The sequence below is a fragment of the Streptomyces sp. NPDC054047 genome, assembly GCF_055585065.1.
In genome coordinates, this window is record NZ_JBVJKV010000008.1 from 97898 (window position 1) to 117515 (window position 19618).

The 19618-nt window shown below is 71.0% G+C and carries 20 protein-coding genes and 1 pseudogene; 11 read left to right on the forward strand and 10 right to left on the reverse strand.

Translation table 11 applies throughout. From position 1 onward, the window contains the following. Positions 1-73: 73 nt before the first annotated feature. Positions 74-772 carry an O-methyltransferase gene (locus ACZ6ZP_RS27095; protein ID WP_351164015.1) on the reverse strand — a complete coding sequence of 233 codons (699 nt, stop codon included), beginning with the start codon at positions 770-772 and terminating at the stop codon, positions 74-76. Positions 773-925: 153 nt separating this feature from the next. On the opposite strand from ACZ6ZP_RS27095, the gene sigE reads away from it, so the two are divergent. The 5 genes from sigE (at position 926) to ACZ6ZP_RS27120 (ending at position 6316) form a co-directional block, all read left to right on the forward strand. Further along, the gene (gene sigE / locus ACZ6ZP_RS27100; RefSeq protein ID WP_249587925.1) at positions 926-1693 is read left to right on the forward strand and encodes an RNA polymerase sigma factor SigE; all 768 of its coding nucleotides are present in this window, start codon (positions 926-928) and stop codon (positions 1691-1693) included. Then, entirely contained in the window at positions 1690-2757 is a 1068-nt protein-coding gene (locus ACZ6ZP_RS27105) for an anti-sigma factor family protein (RefSeq protein ID WP_351163485.1), read from the forward strand. The genes sigE and ACZ6ZP_RS27105 overlap by 4 nt, the downstream gene beginning before the upstream one ends. Positions 2758-2883: 126 nt before the next feature. Continuing rightward, on the forward strand, positions 2884-4899 hold the full coding sequence (locus ACZ6ZP_RS27110) for a S1C family serine protease (protein WP_469408725.1): 2016 nt from the start codon (positions 2884-2886) through the stop codon (positions 4897-4899). Between the two features lie 82 nt (positions 4900-4981). Further along, positions 4982-5455, forward strand: coding sequence for a sec-independent translocase (locus ACZ6ZP_RS27115; protein WP_361464412.1), 474 nt, complete (start codon positions 4982-4984; stop codon positions 5453-5455). A 186-nt stretch (positions 5456-5641) separates the two neighbouring features. After that, complete coding sequence (locus tag ACZ6ZP_RS27120) at positions 5642-6316, forward strand: hypothetical protein (protein ID WP_351163494.1); 675 nt, start codon at positions 5642-5644, stop codon at positions 6314-6316. Between the two features lie 79 nt (positions 6317-6395). Here ACZ6ZP_RS27120 and ACZ6ZP_RS27125 read toward each other — a convergent pair whose 3' ends face one another. Genes ACZ6ZP_RS27125 through ACZ6ZP_RS27135 form a run of 3 tightly spaced genes read right to left on the reverse strand, consistent with a single transcriptional unit; the run spans position 6396 to position 9413 of the window. Next, positions 6396-7529 carry an Mrp/NBP35 family ATP-binding protein gene (locus ACZ6ZP_RS27125; protein ID WP_351163497.1) on the reverse strand — a complete coding sequence of 378 codons (1134 nt, stop codon included), beginning with the start codon at positions 7527-7529 and terminating at the stop codon, positions 6396-6398. 44 nt (positions 7530-7573) lie between these two features. Next, positions 7574-8149, reverse strand: coding sequence for a DUF1003 domain-containing protein (locus ACZ6ZP_RS27130; RefSeq protein WP_351163500.1), 576 nt, complete (start codon positions 8147-8149; stop codon positions 7574-7576). Next, complete coding sequence (locus ACZ6ZP_RS27135; protein WP_351163503.1) at positions 8136-9413, reverse strand: magnesium transporter MgtE N-terminal domain-containing protein; 1278 nt, start codon at positions 9411-9413, stop codon at positions 8136-8138. The genes ACZ6ZP_RS27130 and ACZ6ZP_RS27135 overlap by 14 nt, the downstream gene beginning before the upstream one ends. Positions 9414-9620: 207 nt before the next feature. On the opposite strand from ACZ6ZP_RS27135, the gene ACZ6ZP_RS27140 reads away from it, so the two are divergent. Then, positions 9621-10397, forward strand: coding sequence for a hypothetical protein (locus tag ACZ6ZP_RS27140; protein WP_468614070.1), 777 nt, complete (start codon positions 9621-9623; stop codon positions 10395-10397). Positions 10398-10412: 15 nt separating this feature from the next. On the opposite strand, the gene ACZ6ZP_RS27145 is transcribed toward ACZ6ZP_RS27140, so the two are convergent. Together ACZ6ZP_RS27145 and ACZ6ZP_RS27150 are read right to left on the reverse strand one after the other, a co-directional pair. Next, entirely contained in the window at positions 10413-10925 is a 513-nt protein-coding gene (locus tag ACZ6ZP_RS27145; protein WP_351163506.1) for a hypothetical protein, read from the reverse strand. Positions 10926-10949: 24 nt separating this feature from the next. Further along, a complete protein-coding gene (locus ACZ6ZP_RS27150) occupies positions 10950-12071 on the reverse strand; it encodes a magnesium and cobalt transport protein CorA (protein ID WP_351163509.1) in 1122 nt (373 codons plus the stop codon). A 471-nt stretch (positions 12072-12542) separates the two neighbouring features. On the opposite strand from ACZ6ZP_RS27150, the gene ACZ6ZP_RS27155 reads away from it, so the two are divergent. Continuing rightward, on the forward strand, positions 12543-13127 hold the full coding sequence (locus ACZ6ZP_RS27155; RefSeq protein ID WP_351163512.1) for a suppressor of fused domain protein: 585 nt from the start codon (positions 12543-12545) through the stop codon (positions 13125-13127). Positions 13128-13145: 18 nt separating this feature from the next. On the opposite strand, the gene ACZ6ZP_RS27160 is transcribed toward ACZ6ZP_RS27155, so the two are convergent. Then, a complete protein-coding gene (locus ACZ6ZP_RS27160) occupies positions 13146-14399 on the reverse strand; it encodes an MFS transporter (RefSeq protein ID WP_361464408.1) in 1254 nt (417 codons plus the stop codon). A gap of 160 nt (positions 14400-14559) precedes the next feature. Here ACZ6ZP_RS27160 and ACZ6ZP_RS27165 point away from each other — a divergent pair, with 160 nt between their 5' ends. From ACZ6ZP_RS27165 to ACZ6ZP_RS27175, 3 genes are all read left to right on the forward strand, one after another. Next, positions 14560-15201: a DUF6758 family protein gene (locus ACZ6ZP_RS27165; protein WP_351163518.1), complete on the forward strand. Its 642-nt coding sequence runs from the start codon at positions 14560-14562 to the stop codon at positions 15199-15201. Between the two features lie 177 nt (positions 15202-15378). After that, positions 15379-16245, forward strand: a complete 867-nt coding sequence (locus tag ACZ6ZP_RS27170; RefSeq protein ID WP_351163521.1) for a PHP domain-containing protein — start codon at positions 15379-15381, stop codon at positions 16243-16245. A 71-nt stretch (positions 16246-16316) separates the two neighbouring features. Beyond that, entirely contained in the window at positions 16317-16922 is a 606-nt protein-coding gene (locus ACZ6ZP_RS27175) for a MarC family protein (RefSeq protein ID WP_351163523.1), read from the forward strand. Positions 16923-17039: 117 nt separating this feature from the next. Here ACZ6ZP_RS27175 and ACZ6ZP_RS27180 read toward each other — a convergent pair whose 3' ends face one another. Further along, positions 17040-17192, reverse strand: a complete 153-nt coding sequence (locus ACZ6ZP_RS27180) for a hypothetical protein (protein WP_167829028.1) — start codon at positions 17190-17192, stop codon at positions 17040-17042. Between the two features lie 210 nt (positions 17193-17402). Between ACZ6ZP_RS27180 and ACZ6ZP_RS27185 the strand changes: the two genes are divergently transcribed. After that, the gene (locus tag ACZ6ZP_RS27185) at positions 17403-18299 is read left to right on the forward strand and encodes an NYN domain-containing protein (RefSeq protein WP_366461262.1); all 897 of its coding nucleotides are present in this window, start codon (positions 17403-17405) and stop codon (positions 18297-18299) included. Positions 18300-18341: 42 nt separating this feature from the next. On the opposite strand, the gene ACZ6ZP_RS27190 is transcribed toward ACZ6ZP_RS27185, so the two are convergent. Both ACZ6ZP_RS27190 and ACZ6ZP_RS27195 read right to left on the reverse strand, forming a co-directional pair. Beyond that, entirely contained in the window at positions 18342-19202 is an 861-nt protein-coding gene (locus ACZ6ZP_RS27190; RefSeq protein WP_366461261.1) for an alpha/beta fold hydrolase, read from the reverse strand. A gap of 166 nt (positions 19203-19368) precedes the next feature. Next, positions 19369-19618, reverse strand: a pseudogene (locus tag ACZ6ZP_RS27195) (DEAD/DEAH box helicase); the annotation flags it as partial.

Consider the following 19618-nt stretch of genomic DNA (forward strand, 5'->3'; position numbering starts at 1 on the left):
CCCCGGCATCGTAAAGACATGCCGGGGCAGTGCTATGTCCGGGGTGCCCGCGGGGCCGGGGCGCACGCGGCGGTCAGCGTTTGACGGCGCAGAGCAGCCCGTCGCCCACCGGGAGCAACGACGGCATCAGGTCCTGGCTCTCGCGCACGGTGCGCAGCAGGTCACGAATGTGCAGCACGTCGGCGGGCTGCGGACCGGAGTCGACGGTCCGGCCGTCGGCGAAGACGCCCTCGAAGCAGACGAGCCCGCCGGGGCGCAGCAGGCGCAACGATTCAGCGAGGTAGTCCAGGTACTCCGTGCGGTCGCCGTCACAGAACACGAGGTCGTAGCCACCGTCCGCGAGCCGCGGCAGTACGTCGAGTGCGCGGCCGGGGATGAAGCGCGCGCGGTTGCCGGCGAACCCGGCGGCGCGGAAGGCCTCGCGGGCGAACTGCTGGCGGTCGGGCTCGGGGTCGACGGTGGTCAGGACGCCGTCGGGCCGCATCCCGTGCAGCAGATGGAGCCCGGACACGCCCGTGCCCGTCCCGATCTCGGCGACGGCCTTGGCGTCCGCCGTGGCGGCCAGCATGCGCAGCGCGGCGCCGGTACCGGGAGACACCGAGGGCAGGCTCGCGTCCAGGGCCCGGTCACGGGCCCAGCGTGTGGCCTCGTCCTCGGCGACAAAGGCGTCGGCGAACGCCCAGCTCGTCTGCCGGTTGCCGGTAATGGCCCTCTCCTGTCCCCGTGGATGCCTGGCCGTGACTGTATCCGTTGGGGGTGGGAACCCGCAGATGGGACCGGGCGTTTAGTAGGGGTAGGCAGACGCCGGGGGTAACGAATGGATCAAGACTGGCTGCGGGCCCTTCGACCAGGCAGGACAGCTGGCAGGAAGCCCGTACCAAATTCCAGTAAAAACGCTTATCCGGAGCTAACGGGCGAGGTGGTTATGGTAGGGGCTCCACTGGACACCACCAGAGCCGACAGGGGAGGTGCGGCTGCGTCCGCGGATCGGGGAGGAGCGCTGAGGCGCTTTCTCGGGTTGGCGGGTGAGCCGAAATCCGTGACCGACACCGCTGACCGATTCCACACCGCCAGCTCCGCTCAGACCGCGACCTTTGCCGCTGATGCGGAATCGCAGGCGTGGACTCCGCCCACCTGGGAGGAGATCGTCAGCACGCACAGCGGACGGGTCTATCGCCTGGCGTACCGCCTCACCGGCAATCAGCACGACGCCGAGGACCTCACGCAAGAGGTCTTCGTCCGTGTCTTCCGGTCCCTGTCGACGTACACGCCCGGCACCTTCGAGGGCTGGCTGCACCGCATCACCACGAACCTCTTCCTGGACATGGTGCGCCGCAAGCAGCGCATCCGCTTCGACGCCCTCGGCGACGACGCGGCCGAGCGCCTCCCCAGCCGCGAGCCCTCCCCGCAGCAGGTCTTCAACGACACGCACTTCGACGCGGACGTGCAGCAGGCGCTCGACACCCTCGCTCCCGAGTTCCGTGCCGCGGTGGTCCTGTGCGACATCGAAGGTCTCTCGTACGAGGAGATCGCCGCGACCCTGGGCGTCAAGCTGGGCACGGTCCGCAGCCGTATCCACCGTGGCCGCTCGCAGTTGCGCAAGGCCCTTCAGCACCGGTCGCCCGAAGCCCGCGCCGAGCGCCGCTCGCTCGCAGGAGCCGTGGCGCTGGGAGGAGGGGGCGCGACCGCGTGAGTGGATCACGGTCGAATCCTGCCGAGCGGCATCTGGCCGAGCAGCATCTGGGGGACCGACTCGCCGCCCTGGTGGACGGTGAGTTGGGCCATGACGCGCGTGAGCGGGTCCTCGCTCATCTCGCGACCTGTCCGAAGTGCAAGACCGAGGCCGACGCGCAGCGCCGGCTCAAGAGTGTTTTCGCGGAGGTGGCCCCGCCTCCTCCCTCCGAGAGTTTCCTGGCGCGCCTTCAAGGCCTTCCCGGCGGCGGCAGCGAGCCCCCCTCCGGTCCCGGACGCCCCGGAAGCGGCGGCTTCGCCACCGCCGACACCGAGTCAGGGCTGCCCCCCACCGGAATCTTCGGCGTGAAACCCGAGACCTTCGGCTATGCGCCGTCGGGTACCCATGCCGCGGTGCTGCCGAGCACGGGGCGCGGTTTCCGCATCCATGACGAGAGCCGGCACGACGTCGGTCGTCACGAGGCCGAGCGTTCGCTGTGGCTGGGGCGGCGGTTCGCCTTCGCCGCCGCCGGTGCGGTGTCGCTGGCCGCGATAGCGCTGGGCGGTGTCACGACGGGCATTCCCGCCGACCCCGGTGAGCCGCGCGCGGGCGCGGGCAGCAGCAACAGCACGGGCAGTGGCAACGGCTCGGGCAGCGGCAACAGCAACGCGTCGCCGATGCGTTCGCAGGGTTCGGGTGTCACCACGGCTCCCGACTCCGTCCGCCGCCGCGGCGGCGGGCCGCTCACCGTGCAGGGCCAGCGGCCTGGCGTCCTCGCGGCGCCGGTCGCGCCGACCCAGGCGACCGGTCCCCTGCTGCCCGGGGTGCCCGTGCGGGGCCCTCGCATCCAGCAGCCCGAGCCCGTGTCCGCCCGGCACGAGGTGACGGCGCCGATGCTGACCGGCGCGGCGATCATGTCTCCTCTGATACGTCCGGTCTCTCCCGTGACACCCGCGGGCACGTCCCCGGTCGGCGCCGTGTCGACTCCGGGCGGCGTGGCTTCGGGCGGCGGGGCGGACCCGAAGCGCACCGCGGCGTCCTCGCCCGTCGAGGGCGCGCTGCAGGGGACCGCGCGGATCCGCTGACGTGCTCTGCGCTTCGGCGCGGGAACCTGGTTGAATCCTGGGTGGGCCGTGCCTGCCCGAGGCTTGTGGCGGGCGCGGAGTTGAGCACGTGATCGGCGTCCGCCGTAGGCCAGGTGTGGGGAGAGCATGGACGAGGGCAAGCCCACGAAGGCGAAGTGGTGGAGCCGCCCCAGGTCGGCGTCCGCGCCTGACGGAACTGGGGCGGAGCGGGGCGGCCCCGACGGGGAGATAGGCACCACCGGGGAGACCGGAGGAGCGGAGGACGCGTCCGGCGACTTCACCTTGGCGGCGGCAACCCCACCCGAGACAACCTCAGAGCCCCGCCGGCCTGCCGTCGGCTCCACCGAGGTGCCGTCACCCGCAGCCGTGCCCCCCTCCGCTGAGGTGCCGTCACCTGCACCCGCGCCCCCCTCCGCTGAGGTGCCTCCGCCCGCAGCCGTGCCCCCCTCCGCCGAGGTGCCGTCACCTGCACCCGCGCCCAGCTCCGCCGCGGTGCCGTCCCCCGCACCCGCACCCGCACCCGCGTCCGACGCCGCCCTCGGTAGCCCGGCCCCTGGTGACCCTGCCGCAGGTGGCCCCGCTCCGGGGAGCCTTGCTCCGGTCGATCCGGCCCCCGCCGACCGCCCCCGCCCGCTGCACGACCCCGATCCGTACAGCACGCCGCCCTACGGCGAGCCGGGGCCCTGGGCCCCCGCCCCGCCCGTGCAGCACCCGGCGACCACCCCGGCGCACGGCACGCAGCTCCCGGCCGCGGACCACAGCGGAACCCCGCCCCACGGCACCCCCGGCCCGGCTCCGGCCCACGGCACCCCGCACCCTCTGCCCCCGCAGGCCCACTCGGCCCAGCCCCCGCAGCCCGCACCCCAGCCTCAGTCCTACCCGGCCCCACAGCCGCAGCAGGCGCACCAGCAGCCCTCTCCACAGGTCCAGCCCCACCAGCAGGCCGCCGGGCCTCCACGTCAGCCCTACGACCCCTGGAACGCCCCCCTCCAGCAGAGCGGTGCCGTTCCCGTCGACAGGGAGAAGGAGCGGAAGCGGACGCGGCGGATCATCCTGGTCGGGATCACCGTCATCACCCTCGTGGCCGGTGGCATCGGCGGAGCCCTCGGCGCCTACCTGGAGCGGAACGCCGGTGTCTCGGACATCGAGCTGCCGCAGGCGGACTCGCAGGGCAAGGACCGCGCCAAGGACAGCGTCGCCGGGATCGCGGCGAGGTCGCTGCCCGGCGTGGTGACCCTGCACGTCAGTGGCGACGACGCACAGGGCACCGGCACCGGCTTCGTGCTCGACGGCAAGGGCCACATCCTCACCAACAACCACGTGGTCGAGCCCGCCGGGACCGGCGGCGAGATATCGGTGACCTTCAGCGGCGGCGAGAGCGCCAAGGCGGAGGTCATCGGACGCGACTCCGGGTACGACCTCGCCGTGGTCAAGGTCTCCGGCGTGCGCGGACTCAAGCCGCTGCCTCTCGGCAACTCCGAGAACGTCCAGGTGGGCGACCCCGTGGTGGCCATAGGCGCCCCGTTCGACCTGGAGAACACCGTCACCTCCGGCATCATCAGCGCCAAGGAGCGCCCCATCACCGCGGGCGGCGAGAAGGGCGACGGCAGCGACGTCAGCTACGTCGACGCACTCCAGACCGACGCACCCATCAACCCGGGCAACTCCGGCGGCCCGCTGGTCGACTCCGACGCCCGCGTCATCGGCATCAACAGCGCCATCCGCTCCGCCGACGACAGCTCGGCGCCCGGCGGCGGCCAGGCGGGCTCCATCGGCCTCGGCTTCGCCATCCCCATCAACCAGGGCAAGCGCGTCGCCGAAGAGCTGATCAACACCGGCAAGGCCACGCACCCTGTGATAGGCGTCACGCTCGACATGGAGTACACGGGCGACGGCGCCCGCGTCGGCGAGAAGGGCAAGGACGGCGGCCCCGCCGTGAACGAGGGCGGCCCCGGCGACCGTGCCGGGATCAAGCCGGGCGACGTCATCACCGCGGTGGACGGCCGGCGCATCCACTCCGGGGACGAGCTCATCGTCAAGATCCGCGCCCACCGCCCGAAGGACCGCCTCGAATTGACGCTCCAGCGCGCGGGAAAGGACCGGAAAGTGACGCTCGTGCTCGGAGCGTCGGACGGCAGCTGATCCACGTCTGTCGCCCAGCGGCTACCGGACGGACAGGAACGCCGGGTACCGTGGACCCGGTCCGGATGGCAAGGAGCTCAAGGTGTTCTCAGACATTGGCCCGCTCGAGGTAGTGGCGCTGATCATCCTCGCCGTGCTCGTTTTCGGCCCGGACAAGCTGCCCAAGCTGATTCAGGACGCCTCGCGGACCATCCGTAAGATCCGCGAATTCTCGGACAGCGCCAAGGCGGATATCCGCAGTGAACTCGGCCCGGAATTCAAGGACTTCGAGTTCGAGGACCTGAATCCGAAGACCTTCATCCGCAAGCAGCTCGACAACGACGAGCTGGGCCTGAAGGAAATCCGCAACGGCTTCGACCTCAAGAAGGAGATGGCCGAGGTCACGGACGCCGTGCACGGGCGCGAGAGTGAATCCGCCGAGGGCTCGGACAGCGGGTCGGGCGCCACCGGCGGCCGCATCGACATGGCCAAGAAGGACGGCCGCATCGACATGGAGAAGAACCCCGAGAAGGCCGCGCCCGCCGACCACCCGCCGTTCGACGCGGACGCCACCTGACCTCCTCGGAGGCACCCGCCGCAGGCGCCTGAGCACGTCCCGGGGTACTCCCTTTGAGACACCCGTCCGCCTACCGGTGTCCCAGCTTCCGGAACGGGTGTGGCTATCCTGCCTTGTTGTCCGGCTGAGGACGCCCGAGGGGGGCGGGCCCTGCGGACCGATGAGAACGAGGAGGCGGCCGGGTACATGGAGACGACAAGTCGCGTAGGCGCACAGGCGCCGGCCGCGGACGGCACCGCAGAAGCGATGCCTGCCGCTGCCCGGCGCACGGTCGACAGCTATCTGCTGGCGCCCTTTCCCTGGTACGGCCTGGACGAGGCCTTTACGGGTGAGCGCTGGCTGATGCAGGTCGGCACCGCCGCGGACGGCGCGGTGGAGCACGGCTCCATCGGGCACGGCGATGAGCCGTCGGTACGGAGTGACGGGCCCTTCGGGAACAGCGACAAGGAGCGCTTCGCCGTCGTGGTGACCGTCGCGGCCAACCCGGTGCGACGCAGCCCGGACGGCACGGGCCTTCTTGAGGCGACCTCGGTGTCGTCCGCGGCCTGGCTCGCCGGAGTGGGGCTGCTGTCCTTCACCTGGCCCAACCAGATGGACCACAGCCTGCGTGACGACTGGCTGGACCAGCAGACCGAGACGGCCTGGGTCCTCGCGGACGATCTTCAGGGCGACGACTGGTCGACGCTCTCGCTCCCGGTGGACGGGGTGCCGACCTCGTTCCACTACCGCGAGTCCGAGTTCGGCTGGGTGCTGGCCGGCTCCACCGAGCAGGGCGTCCACCTGGGCGCCTACGGGCGCGGCATGAGCGCGTACGGCCTGGGCTTCTCCGGGGTCAAGGACATCCACGAGTACGCCTCCTAGCGCCTCCCACTCGCACGTACGCCGATGGGGGCGCCGCTCACGAAGAGCGGCGCCCCCATCGGCGTACGGCAGGGAAGGCTCAGAACTTGTTGCGCGGGGTGATCCCCAGGGTCATGCCCGCGAGGCCGCGCTGGCGGCCGCCCAGCTTGCCCGCGATCGTGCGCAGCGCCGACCCTGCCGGGGAGTCCGGGTCCGTCAGGACGACCGGCTTGCCCTCGTCGCCGCCCTCGCGCAGGCGGACGTCGATCGGGATGGAGCCGAGGACCGGGACGTTGGCGCCGGTGGTCTTCGTGAGGCCCTCGGCGACGCGCTGGCCGCCGCCCGTGCCGAAGACGTCGACCATCTCGCCGCAGTGCGGGCAGGGCAGGCCCGCCATGTTCTCGACGACGCCGACGATCTTCTGGTGAGTCTGCACCGCGATGGAGCCCGCGCGCTCGGCGACCTCGGCCGCGGCCTGCTGGGGCGTCGTCACGACGAGGATCTCGGCGTTCGGGACCAGCTGGGCCACGGAGATCGCGATGTCGCCGGTGCCCGGGGGCAGGTCGAGGAGCAGGACGTCCAGGTCGCCCCAGAAGACGTCCGCGAGGAACTGCTGGAGGGCACGGTGGAGCATCGGGCCGCGCCACACGACCGGGGCGTTGCCCGGCGTGAACATGCCGATCGAGATGACCTTCACGCCGTGCGCCGACGGCGGCATGATCATGTCCTCGACCTGGGTGGGCTTGCCGTCGGCGCCCAGCATCCGGGGCACGGAGTGGCCGTAGATGTCCGCGTCCACGACGCCGACCTTCAGGCCGTCCGCCGCCATCGCGGCCGCGAGGTTCACCGTCACCGAGGACTTGCCGACGCCGCCCTTGCCGGACGCGACGGCGTAGACACGGGTCAGCGAGCCGGGCTTGGCGAAGGGCACCTCGCGCTCGGCGGTGCCGCCGCGCAGTGCGCTCGCCAGCTCCTTGCGCTGCTCGTCGCTCATCACGTCGAGGGTGACGTCGACGTGCGTGACGCCCTCGACGGCGGCGACCGCGTCGGTCACGTTCTTCGTGATGGTCTCGCGCATCGGGCACCCGGAGACCGTGAGGTACACGGTGACCGCTACCACCCCATCAGGGGAGATATCTACCGATTTGACCATCCCCAACTCGGTGATCGGTCGGTGGATCTCGGGGTCGTTCACCGTCGCCAGTGCTTCACGCACCGCGTCTTCCGTAGCCATACGACCGATAGTACGGCGCGGTAACCCTGCCCCGGAAAGGGCCGTCAACGGTCGCCTACATCACGCCCGCCGCTCTCCTCGGACGGGAATACCACGCGGCTCCCCTTCCGCTGCTCCTCCAGCTCCTTGACCAGGTCCTGGAGCTCCGAACGGATCCAGTCGCGGGTGGCCACCTCGCCCAGGCCCATGCGCAGCGAGGCGATCTCACGGCTGAGATATTCGGTGTCCGCGATGGAGCGCTCGTTCTGTTTGCGGTCCTGTTCGAGATTGACCCGGTCCCGGTCGTCCTGCCGGTTCTGCGCGAGCAGGATCAGGGGAGCCGCGTAGGACGCCTGCAAGGACAGCGCGAGGGTCAGGAACAGGAACGGGAACGGGTCGAAGCGCAGCGCCTGCGGCGCCCAGACGTTCCAGGCGACCCACACGATGATGGTGATCGTCATCCAGACGATGAAGCGCCCGGTGCCCAGGAACCGCGCGATCCGCTCCGAGAGCCGCCCGAAGGCCTCGGGGTCGTACTCCGGAAGCAGCTTGCGGCGCGGCGGCCGCGGCTGGTCGAGCCGGAAGCGCGGAGCGGTCCGCGGCTCGACGCGGCTGTCCCGCTCCCGGTCAGCCGGCGCCATGAGGTGTTCCCTCCTCCTGGTGGAACTCGGTCTCGCGCCAGTCGTCCGGCAGCATGTGGTCGAGCACGTCGTCGACGGTGACCGCACCGAGCAGCGAGCCGCCCTCGTCGACCACGGGGGCCGCCACCATGTCGTACGTGGCGAAGAACCCGGCGACCTGAGGCAGCGCGGTCTGCGGCAGCAACGTCTGCAGATCGTCGTCGAGGATCGAGCTGACCAGCGTGAACGGCGGATCGCGCAGCAGCCGCTGGAAGTGCACGGTGCCCAGGTACTTGCCCGTCGGCGTCTCGTCCGGCGGACGGCACACGTAGACCTGCGCGGCGAGCGCGGGGGAGAGGTCCTGCTGGCGCACCCGCGCCAGGGCGTCGGCGACCGTCGCGTCGGGCCGCAGCACGATCGGCTCGGTCGTCATCAGACCGCCGGCGGTGCGCTCCTCGTACGCCATCAGGCGCCGCACGTCGGCGGCGTCGTCCGGCTGCATCAGGGTGAGGAGGCGCTCCTTGTCGTCCTCGGGCAGCTCGGCGAGCAGGTCGGCGGCGTCGTCCGGGTCCATCGCCTCCAGGACGTCGGCCGCGCGCTCCTCCTTGAGCTTGCCGAGGATCTCGATCTGGTCGTCCTCGGGGAGCTCTTCGAGGACGTCGGCCAGCCGGTCGTCGTCGAGCGCGGCCGCCACCTCGGCCCGCCGCTTGGGCGAGAGGTGGTGCAGCACGTTGGCGAGGTCGGCGGGGCGCAGCTGCTCGAAGGTGGCGAGCAAACTCTCGGCGCCCTGCCCGTGCTCCTCCAGCGAGAAGCCGTCGACGGCCGACCACTCGACGGTGAGCGTCTCGCCCTTGCGCCGGAAGGTGCCGCCCTTGCCCTTGCGTACGAAGATGCGGTCGATCTCCCAGTCGCGGCGGGCCGGCAGCTGCTGCACCGACACGTCGAGGACCGTCACCTCCTCGTCCGACTCCACGAGCCTGACCCGCCGGTCGAGCATCTCGCCGAGCACGAGCCGCTCGGTGGGCCGCTGCTCGAAGCGCCGCACGTTCAGTACGCCGGTGGTGATGACCTGGCCCGTCTCGATGCCGGTCACCCGGGTCATGGGCAGGAAGATGCGGCGCCGCGTGGACAGCTCGACGACGAGGCCGAGCAGCCGGGGAGGCCTGCGCTGCACCCGGAGCGTCGCCACCAGGTCGCGCACCCGGCCGACCTGGTCGCCGTTCGGGTCGAAGACGGCGGTACCCGCCAGATGCGAGACGAAGACCCGGGAGGCGGTTGCCGCCATCTCGCGTGCCTCCCTTGCTCATAGCGTGCTCGTAGCGTTTTTTGTGCCGTTCTGTCGGGCAATGCGGGCTTCAGGCTAGCCCGTCCCGGTCGGATACGCCCCGGCGGAGCGTCCGGCCCCACTGGCGACGATCCACCTAGTCAGCACGGGTACGCTGCCGTACTGCCGTAGCCGTAGCCGTCGTCCCCACGAGAGGCAGCGCCCCCTGTGTCACTCATTCCCCCGGTCCGCCGTACCCGCAGGACGGCACTCGTGAGCGCGGTGTGCGCGGGGCTCGTCCTGGGGGTCGCCGGTCTCACCGGGTGCAGCGGTGAAGAAGAGGATCCGGACGCAGGAACGAACGGCATCGGGAAACTCTCCGCCGCCAAGATCCAGAGTAAGTCACGCGCGGCGGCCGACGCCGCGCCCGCGGTGCGGCTCTCGGGCACGCTGGTCAGCAAGGGCCACACGTACAAGCTCGACATGCGCCTGAAGGACGAGGGCGGCATCGGCTCGGTGACCTCCAAGGGCGAGACGTTCCAGCTGCTGCGCGTCGGCAAGGAGCTCTTCCTGAAGGCCGACTCCGCCTTCTGGACCCACGAGGACGCCAAGGGCGGCGAGAAGCCCGGCAAGGCGGACGAGGGCGCCGCGGCCAAGCTCGACGGCAAGTACGTGAAGGTCCCCCAGGAGGACGCCTCCTACCAGCAGCTGAGCGGCTTCACCGACAAGGACGTCCTCCTGGAGGGCATGCTCACCCTGCACGGCAAGCTCGCCACCGGCGAGCGCGGCACGACGTCGGGCAACCCCAGCATCGAGATCACCGGCGACAAGGGCGCGGGCGGCACCCTGGACGTCTCCCTGAAGGGCAAGCCCTACCCGCTGAGCCTGGAGCGCGCGGGCGACGCGGGCACGCTCCGACTCAGCGACTGGGGCAGGGACTTCCCGCTCAGCGAGCCGGAAAAGGAAGAGATGGTGGACTACGGAGAGCAGCTGCCGCAGTCCTGAGGGCGCGCGGACGCGCTAGGCGCGCCGCTTCTTGCGCTTGAACAGCAGCCGGGGCAGCGCATCGGGCACCGGCTGCCGGGTGGTCGCCCCGGTCGGCAGCGGCGGGGCCGCGAGGGAGCCGTCGGGCAGGTCGGTGATCGTGTCCTGCGGGGTGAGCCGGACGACCCGGCATTCGTCGGCCCAGCGCTGCGGCATCAGCTCGCCGTCGGGCGCGTTCAGCCGCTTGCCCTTGAGCTCGGCGACGGCCGCCTCCCACGCGTCGGAGCGCGGCGCGAGCTCGGTCACCAGAGCCGTCCAGGCGATGAGCCGGCCGCCCTTGTCCTTGCTGCGTACGGTCACTTCGGCGGTGCCGCCGTCCACGAGCCCCGGCAGCGGCTGCTCACCGGGGCCGTCGCCGACGAGGTGCGCCGCGCCCTCGTGCCAGACGTGCCACAGGGCGCGGGCCGGTTCTTCGCCGCGCACCCAGATGAGGCCCGACTTCTTGGTGGCCTCTTCCAGGAGGGCCTGGGCGAGCAGCGATTCTGTCATGCGCGCAGCCTACCGAGTGGGGTGCTAGAGCCAGCCGTTGCGCTTGAGGGTGCGGTGGATGGCGTAGCAGACGCCGCCGATGAGGCCGAGCACCATCGGGTAGCCGAACCGCCAGTGCAGCTCGGGCATGTGGTCGAAGTTCATGCCGTAGACCCCGCAGACCGCCGTCGGCACGGCGATGATCGCCGCCCAGGAGGTGATCTTGCGCATGTCCTCGTTCTGCGCGACCGCGGCCTGCGCGAGGTTGGCCTGGAGGATCGAGTTGAGCAGTTCGTCGAAGCCGACGACCTGCTCCTGGACGCGGGCCAGGTGGTCGGCGACGTCACGGAAGTACTTCTGGATGTCCGGGTCGACCAGCCGCATCGGCCGCTCGCTCAGCAGCAGCATGGGCCGGAGCAGCGGCGAGACGGCCCGCTTGAACTCCAGGACCTCACGCTTGAGCTGATAGATCCGACCGGCGTCGACACCGCGCGCGGTGCCCTTGCCCTTGCTCGGCGCGGAGAACACCTCGGTCTCCACCTCGTCGATGTCGTCCTGCATGGCGTCGGCCACCGCGAGATAGCCGTCGACCACGTGGTCGGCGATGGTGTGCAGGACCGCGGAGGGGCCTTTGGCGAGCAGCTCGGGCTCCTCCTGGAGCCGGCGCCGCAGGGCGCGCAGCGAGCCGTGGCCGCCGTGCCGCACGGTGATGAAGAAGTCCCGCCCGGTGAAGCACATCACCTCGCCGGTCTCCACGATCTCGCTGGTGGCGGTGAGTTCGGCGTGCTCGACGTAGTGGATGGTCTTGAAGACCGTGAAGAGCGTGTCGTCGTAGCGCTCCAGCTTGGGCCGCTGGTGGGCGTGGACCGCGTCCTCGACGGCGAGGGGGTGCAGCCCGAACTCGGCGGCGATACCGGCGAATTCGGCCTCGGTCGGCTCGTGCAGACCGATCCAGGCGAAGCCGCCGTCGCGCCGCACCTGGAGCATCGCCTCGTGCGGCGTGAGGGTGTCGTCGCAGGCCGCGCGCCGGCCGTCGCGGTAGACGGCGCAGTCGACGACGGCGGAGGCGGCGGTGGGGTCGCGCGTGGTGTCGTACGAGCTGTAGGCGCTGCCGTCCTTGCGGAGCGAGGGGCGGACGGCGGCGCGAAGGTCACGGATCATCGACATGGGCAGGCTCCTTTGACGGAGGCCGCCGGCGGCGGGTGGAACTACCCGGAATGGGGACGTCCTGCTGAGGATGTTTGGCACGTCCACAAAGCGGGGAGCACCGCACCATCGCGGTGGCAGCTTCGCTACTGACTCAGATCAGATAACTCAGAGAGATCAGGTGGAAACGAAGTGCTCTTCCGTCGCACGCGAGCACGGGGAGTGCGGGCGCACAGTGGCAGCTACAGAGCTGCGTGAGGTGTCAGACGGAAGAACGGGTGGTACTGCACGGTCGACTTCGATCCATGGCAGCCCCACCTCCTCCGGCCGGTCCCCCGTAGGGGAAGTCCCAAGCGCGTAGCGCGCGAAGTCATCTGCCCGGGCTTGAAAGCGCGCTCTGCGTGCTGCCCGGAACCAGCGGCCAACACTATCAGCCGACTGAAGTGTCAAGCCCCGCCTTTACCCGCCACTGACGAGTTCTATGCTCGCGACATGGCTGATGTTCTTGCTCTGGTCGAAGCCCGTCTCCGCACTGGCCTCGGTGAACCGGACGCCCGCGCCGCGGTGACCTTCCTCGGCACCGACCGCGTCGAAGTGCTGCGATTCACGGACGGGGACGTGGTCAGGTACGCCACCCTCGGCATGTCGTCCCAGCCGATGGCCGACCCCACCGCCCCGCTGGCCGACCCGGTCAAGGGCCCGCGCGCGGAGCTGATCCTGTCGGTGCGGGGCGGGGTCGCCGACACGGACAAGGTGCTGCGCCCCCTCGCCGTGCTGGCCGCGTCGCCCCAGGTCGAGGGGCTGATCGTGGCCCCAGGCGCCTCGCTCGACGTGGGTGAACCGCTGTGGCCCGGCGCGCAGTTCACGTCGGTCCTCGTCGCGGAGCCGGGCGGTCTGGTGGAGGACCTGGAGCTCGACGAACCGATGGAGCCCGTCCGGTTCCTGCCGCTGCTGCCCATGACGCCGAACGAGGGCGCGTGGAAGCGGGTGCACGGCGCGCAGGCCCTCCAGGAGCGGTGGCTGACCAGCGGAACGGACCTGCGCGATCCGCTGCGCAAGTCCGTGTCCCTGGACTGAACCGACGTACCGGGTGCGTCAGTTCGCGAAGACGGTGACGCCGTCCTCCGCCGCGTGCTTCGGTTCGAGCTCCGCCGCCTCGTGGGTGAGGGAGTCCTTGCGGACCCAGACCACGACCGCGCCGAGCACCGCCGTGATCGCCGCGACCGCGAACGGGACGTGGATGTCGGTCCACTCCTCGATCTTCGGCGCGAAGAACGGCGCGGCGGCGGCCGCGAACCACCGGACGAAGTTGTAGCCCGCGCTGGCCACCGGGCGCGGCGCGTCCGATACGCCGAGCGCGAGCTCGGTGTAGACGGTGTTGTTCACGCCGATGAAGGCGCCGGACAGGATCGTGCAGACGATGGCGGTGGTGTGGTTGCCGTACCCGAGCACCAGCACGTCCACCGCGAGAAGCACCAGCGAACCGCCGAGCACCTTCAGCGAGCCGAACCTCGCCTGCAGCCGAGGCGCCACGAGCACCGAGAAGACCGCGAGCAGCAGACCCCAGGCGAAGAAGATCGCGCCCGACTTGTACGGGGTCATGTTCAGCACGAACGGCGTGAAGGCCAGGACCGTGAAGAACGTGTAGTTGTAGAAGAACGCGGAGGCTGCGGCCGACGCGAGGCCGCCGTGGCCGAGCGCCTTGATCGGGGCGAGCAGTGAGGTCTTCCGCGCGGGCTTCGGCTGCTCCTTCAGGAACGCCGTGATGCACAGGAACCCGACGGCCATGAGGACCGCGGTGCCGAAGAACGGGTAGCGCCAGCTCGCGTTGCCGAGCACCGCGCCGAGCAGCGGCCCGCACGCCATGCCCAGGCCGAGCGCCGACTCGTAGAGCAGGATCGCGGCGGCGCTGCCGCCCGCCGCCGCGCCGACGATGACCGCCAGGGCGGTCGACACGAAGAGCGCGTTGCCGAGCCCCCATCCCGCGCGGAACCCGACCAGCTCGCCGACCGAGCCCGAGGTGCCCGCGAGCCCCGCGAAGACCACGACGAGCGCGAGGCCCAGGAGCAGGGTCTTCTTGCCGCCGATCCGGCTGGAGACGAAGCCGGTCACCAGCATCGCGACGGCGGTGATCAGGAAGTACGAGGTGAAGAGCAGGGAGACCTGACTGGCGGAGGCGTCCAGGCCCTTGGCGATGGAGGGGAGGATCGGGTCGACGAGCCCGATGCCCATGAAGGCGACGACCGACGCGCCCGCGGTGGCCCAGACGGCCTTCGGCTGCCGCAGCAGACTGGTCGCCCCCTCGTCGAACGGATCCCCTTCGGCGGGGCCTCCTGTGCTGCTGTTCATGCCTGCTCCTTAGCGGCTTCCGTCGAGATCGTTGACGTATACACATATTAGTTAGCCAGCCTAAAAGATGCAAGCTACATCTAGTTTTGCCTGGTGACGGCGCCACCGGACGGGTGATCGTCCTTGACGGAGCGACGACCGGGGAGGACCGTTGGGCGCTATGAGGGGCGAACCCAGTTGCCCGAAGTGTGGTGGCCGGGTCAGGGCTCCCGGTCTCTTTGCCGACTCCTGGCAGTGCGATGTGCACGGGACGGTGCATCCGCTGCAGCCTGTGATCCCGCCCAGCGTCGAGGCCCTCCAAGTCGTGGTGCATCGCGCCCAGGTGCCGGTGTGGATGCCGTGGCCGCTGCCGGTGGGGTGGCTCTTCACGGGCGTGGCCTGCGCGGGCGACGACCGCAGCGGGGGCCGTGCGACCGCCGTGGCCTGCTCGGGGCCCGCGCCGCTCGGCGGCATCGGCGAGCTGGTCCTGATCGCCGAGGAGCTCGGTGTCGGTCTCGGCGCGCGGTACGCGGGCATCGACGGCCCGGACCCCGGCCCGTATCTGAACGTCGAGAAGCCGCCGGTGGCCAAGCTCCTCGCGGCAGGACGGCCCACCCCCATGTGGCATGTGGCGGGCACCCCGGACGACCGCGCGGTCTTCGCGGGCGAGGCGCGCGGGCTGTGGCTGTGGGCGGTGGCGTGGCCGGAGCAGTCGGGGCTCCTGATGTACGACGAGCTGGTGCTGACCGATCTGCGGGACGCGGGCGCCGAGGTGGACCTGCTGCCGTGCGGGGCGCTCTCGCCGCGGATTCTGATGCCGTGAGGGTGCCGGCGCCGATCTTGGGAGTGCCGGGCGGGCCGCTGGTGCCGTGAGGTGAGGGGAGTCTCCTTCGTGGCGGGCGGGGGAGCGTTCGGGCCCCGTTATCCTTGAGCGTCCCCCTCGCGACCGTCCCTCGTGGACTTGTCCGCGTCCGCCCCGTCAGAGCCTGGAGTCCGCGTCGTGCGCATCGACCTGCACACCCACTCCACCGCCTCCGACGGCACGGACACCCCGGCGCAGCTGGTGCGCAACGCCGCCGCGGCCGGGCTCGACGTCGTCGCGCTCACGGACCACGACACCACCCGAGGGCACGCACAGGCCGTCGCGGCCCTCCCCGCGGGCCTCACTCTCGTCACCGGCGCCGAACTCTCCTGCCGCCTCGACGGCGTGGGCCTGCACATGCTGGCCTATCTCTTCGACCCCGAGGAGCCCGAGCTCGCCCGCGAGCGCGAACTCGTGCGCGACGACCGGGTGCCCCGCGCCAAGGCGATGGTCGGCAAGCTCCAGGAGCTCGGCGTCCAGGTCGCCTGGGAGCAGGTCGCGCGCATCGCGGGCGACGGCTCGGTCGGCCGCCCGCACATCGCCGAGGCCCTGGTGGAACTGGGCGTCGTGCCCACCGTCTCGGACGCGTTCACGCCGGACTGGCTCGCCGACGGCGGCCGCGCGTACGCCGAGAAGCACGAACTGGACCCCTTCGACGCGATCCGCCTGGTCAAGGCCGCGGGCGGCGTCACCGTCTTCGCGCACCCGGCGGCCGTCAAGCGCGGCCAGGTCGTGCCCGAGGCGGCGATAGCGGAACTGGCCGCCGCCGGTCTCGACGGCATCGAGGCCGACCACATGGACCACGACCCGGCCACGCGCACGCGCCTGCACGGTCTCGCCGCGGACCTCGGCCTGCTGGCCACGGGGTCGAGCGACTACCACGGCAGCCGCAAGACCTGTGTGCTCGGGGAGTTCACCACCGACCCCGAGATCTACGGCGAGATCACCCGCCGTGCGACCGGGGCGTTCCCGGTGCCGGGCGCGGGCGGACGCCCCGCCGCGTAACGCGGCTCCGCCCCACCTTTTCCGCCGCCGTCGCGCGGCACTTTCGTACGACTCACCGCAAGGCCATCACTGTGTTCGACGTCGCCGTCTTCGGATCCCTCTTTCTCACCCTTTTTGTGATCATGGACCCTCCCGGGATCACCCCGATCTTCCTCGGACTCACCTCCGGCCGCCCCGCCAAGGTGCAGAAGAAGATGGCCTTCCAGGCCGTGTGCGTCGCCTTCGGCGTGATCGCGGTCTTCGGGCTCCTGGGCCATCAGATCCTCGACTACCTGCATGTCTCCGTCCCGGCGCTGATGATCGCGGGCGGGCTGCTGCTCCTGCTGATCGCGCTCGACCTGCTCACCGGCAAGACGGACGAGCCGAAGCAGACCAAGGACGTCAACGTCGCCCTGGTGCCGCTCGGCATGCCGCTGCTCGCGGGGCCCGGCGCGATCGTCTCCGTCATCCTGGCCGTCCAGGACGCCGACAGCGTCGGCTCGCAGATCTCCGTGTGGGCGGCCATCGTGGCGATGCACGTCGTGCTGTGGCTGGTGATGCGCTACTCGCTGCTGATCATCCGGGTCATCAAGGACGGCGGCGTGGTCCTGGTGACGCGGCTCGCGGGCATGATGCTCTCCGCGATCGCCGTGCAGCAGATCATCAACGGCGTGACGCAGGTGATCAACGGCGGCTAGGCGGACGGCGCGAAGGCCGCCGGGCATGCCAAGGGCCCCCGTACCAAAGGTGTACGGGGGCCCTTCAACCTGTTCAGCTCGTACGTCTCAACCGGTGCTGCGTCTCAACACTGTGCGTTACGAGGCCGGCGATTCGGCCGGTCGGATATAGATGCGCTGGCCGATCGCTGCGGCCTGCTGCACGATCCGATTGACGGAGGCGGCGTCTACGACGGTCCGGTCCACGGCGGCGCCGTCGACGTCGTCGAGTCGCATGATTTCGAAGCGCATATGGCTTCTCCCTTCGTCTGGTCATCCTCCTGAAGGAGAACTACTGGTGTTGTGGTCCCCGGGACAGCTGTGTCCTGCGTTCCATACGGGTACAACGAGTTGCCCCCAGCAAACATTCCCTACGCTAAGGAAATTTTTCGACAGACTAATTACTCACGAGTAGCGAGACCGGTTGTGTTCGCTGCGTGACCAACGGGACAATGAGTTCCAATGAACGACGAGATCGACATCAGCGCCCAGCTGGAGCGCACCAACGGACTCCTCGAGCGCGTGCTCGCCGAGGTGGCGAAGACTCCGTCCACGCACGCGATCTTCGTCGACGCCGGGTATGTGTACGCGGCCGCGGGACGGCTCGCCGTCGGCACGGAGGACCGGCGGTCCTTCGACCTGGACGCGGAAGGGCTGATCGAGGCGTTCATCGACAAGGCGCGCACGATCTTCGCGGACAGCCGTCTGCTGCGCGTCTACTGGTACGACGGCGCGCGGCGCCGCATCCACACGGTGGAGCAGCAGTCCATCGCGGAGCTCCCCGACGTCAAGGTCCGCCTGGGCAACCTGAACGCGAACAACCAGCAGAAGGGCGTGGACTCCCTCATCCGGACGGATCTGGAGTCACTGGCCCGGCACCGCGCGATCAGCGACGCGGCCCTGGTCGGGGGCGACGAGGACCTGGTGTCGGCGGTGGAGGCGGCGCAGGGGTACGGCGCGCGGGTGCATCTGTGGGGCATCGAGGCGGCCGAGGGCAGCCGCAACCAGGCGGAGCCGCTGCTGTGGGAGGTCGACAGCCAGCGCACGTTCGACCTCGAGTTCTTCAAGCCGTACGTGTCCCGGCGCACCGCCATGTCGTACGAGGCGGCCGGCACGCCGCGGCCCTCGCGCGAGGACGTGCGGTTCGTGGGCGCGCAGGTCGCCGCGAAGTGGCTGGCCGAGCGGGGGCGCACGGCGCTGGTGGACCTGCTGCCGGGCCATCCCTACCTGCCGGGGTCGGTGGACCAGGAGCTGCTGGTGGAGGCCGAGAAGCTCCTGTCGTACTCGCTGCGGGGGCAGTCGGATCTGCGGCGGGCGCTGCGGGACGGCTTCTGGGAGAACCTGCAGACGCGGTACTAGCGGGGGCGGGGTGGGGCGGGGTGCGGGCGCGGGGGATCTTCGCTAGGAGCCGCTGGTGATCCGGTCCCAGAAGGCGATGAGGGCGGCTGCGGTCTCAGCGGGGCAGTCGGTGTTGGGGGAGTGCTCGGCGCCGGTGACGACGGTGCGGTGGGCCCGCAGCCGCTCGGCCATCTCGTCCATCCAGGCGATGGGCCAGGTGTCGTCGCGCTCGCCGGATACGACGTGCTTGGGCAGCGGCGCGGCGGCGAGCTCCGTGACGCGGTCCGGCTCGGCGCAGAGCTGCCTGCCGGTGGCGATGAGCTGGGCGGGGCTGTGCCGCAGCCAGCGCTCGCGCAGTGCGTCGCCGTCGAGGTCGGTCTCCTCGGGCGGATCGAGGGCCTGGATGGCGGCCCAGGCCTCGGCCATGGAGAGCACGGCGAGCGCGTCCGTCAGCATCGTGGCCCGCTCCTGCTGCGAGGGCGAGATGGCGGCGGGGCCGGAGGACAGGAGCGTGAGCGAGGCGAAGGTGGCCTCCGGGGCGGGGACGCGGAGGACGGCGGCGCGGGCGATCTGGCCGCCGAGGGAGTGCCCGAGGAGGTGCGGTGTGCCGCCGACGGCTTCCGCCTGGGCGAGCACGTCCTGGGCCAACTCGTCCTGGGCGTAAGGGAGTTCGTCCTTCTCGGGGCCTTCGCTCTCGTACTGCCCGCGGCCGTCGACGGCGACGGCTCGATACCCGGCATCCGCGACGGGCCGGAGCAGGGCGATGAAGTCCTCCTTGCTCCCGGTGAAGCCGGGGAGCAGCAGGACGGTGCCCTTGGCCTGGCCGGCCGGGCGGGCATCCAGGGCGGCGAAGTCGCCGCGCGCGGTCTGGAGACGACGCGCGTCGACGCCGGGGGGCGGGGTGAAGGTCGGGGGCCTGCTCATGCCTCGAGGCTAGCTGCTGGCTTCCGGGCCGGGTCTTGGGCGGGGGGTTCGGGTGGCAAGTTGAGTGCAGTGGAGTGGGGTGGGGGAGTTGGGGGGAGCGCATGCAGAAGGCCCGGGTCCCCCGTGGGGGCCCGGGCCTTCAGGCGTTGCGCCTCAGTGGAGCGTGTCAGCTCTCCTCGGCCGGCGCGGCCACCGCCTTGCGGGCGCGGCGGCGCGGCTTGGCGACGGCGGCCTCCTCGGCGACGACCGGAGCAGCCTCGGCCGCCTTGCGCGTACGGCGACGCGGCTTGGTCTCCTCCGTCGGCTGAGCGGGAATCTCCGCCTCGACGGTCTCGACGACGGCCTCCGCGGCCTTGCGGGTACGGCGGCGCGGCTTCGTGGCCGGAGCCTCGGCCTCGGCGGCTTCCGCCACCACG

Bases quoted from the DNA above. Each gene is read 5' to 3' on its own strand.
- sigE (WP_249587925.1), top strand. From the start codon at position 926: ATGGTAGGGGCTCCACTGGACACCACCAGAGCCGACAGGGGAGGTGCG.
- ACZ6ZP_RS27110 (WP_469408725.1), top strand. From the start codon at position 2,884: ATGGACGAGGGCAAGCCCACGAAGGCGAAGTGGTGGAGCCGCCCCAGG.
- ACZ6ZP_RS27120 (WP_351163494.1), top strand. From the start codon at position 5,642: ATGGAGACGACAAGTCGCGTAGGCGCACAGGCGCCGGCCGCGGACGGC.
- ACZ6ZP_RS27125 (WP_351163497.1), bottom strand. From the start codon at position 7,529: ATGGCTACGGAAGACGCGGTGCGTGAAGCACTGGCGACGGTGAACGAC.
- ACZ6ZP_RS27130 (WP_351163500.1), bottom strand. From the start codon at position 8,149: ATGGCGCCGGCTGACCGGGAGCGGGACAGCCGCGTCGAGCCGCGGACC.
- ACZ6ZP_RS27135 (WP_351163503.1), bottom strand. From the start codon at position 9,413: ATGGCGGCAACCGCCTCCCGGGTCTTCGTCTCGCATCTGGCGGGTACC.
- ACZ6ZP_RS27145 (WP_351163506.1), bottom strand. From the start codon at position 10,925: ATGACAGAATCGCTGCTCGCCCAGGCCCTCCTGGAAGAGGCCACCAAG.
- ACZ6ZP_RS27150 (WP_351163509.1), bottom strand. From the start codon at position 12,071: ATGTCGATGATCCGTGACCTTCGCGCCGCCGTCCGCCCCTCGCTCCGC.
- ACZ6ZP_RS27155 (WP_351163512.1), top strand. From the start codon at position 12,543: ATGGCTGATGTTCTTGCTCTGGTCGAAGCCCGTCTCCGCACTGGCCTC.
- ACZ6ZP_RS27160 (WP_361464408.1), bottom strand. From the start codon at position 14,399: ATGAACAGCAGCACAGGAGGCCCCGCCGAAGGGGATCCGTTCGACGAG.
- ACZ6ZP_RS27165 (WP_351163518.1), top strand. From the start codon at position 14,560: ATGAGGGGCGAACCCAGTTGCCCGAAGTGTGGTGGCCGGGTCAGGGCT.
- ACZ6ZP_RS27180 (WP_167829028.1), bottom strand. From the start codon at position 17,192: ATGCGCTTCGAAATCATGCGACTCGACGACGTCGACGGCGCCGCCGTG.
- ACZ6ZP_RS27185 (WP_366461262.1), top strand. From the start codon at position 17,403: ATGAACGACGAGATCGACATCAGCGCCCAGCTGGAGCGCACCAACGGA.
- ACZ6ZP_RS27190 (WP_366461261.1), bottom strand. From the start codon at position 19,202: ATGAGCAGGCCCCCGACCTTCACCCCGCCCCCCGGCGTCGACGCGCGT.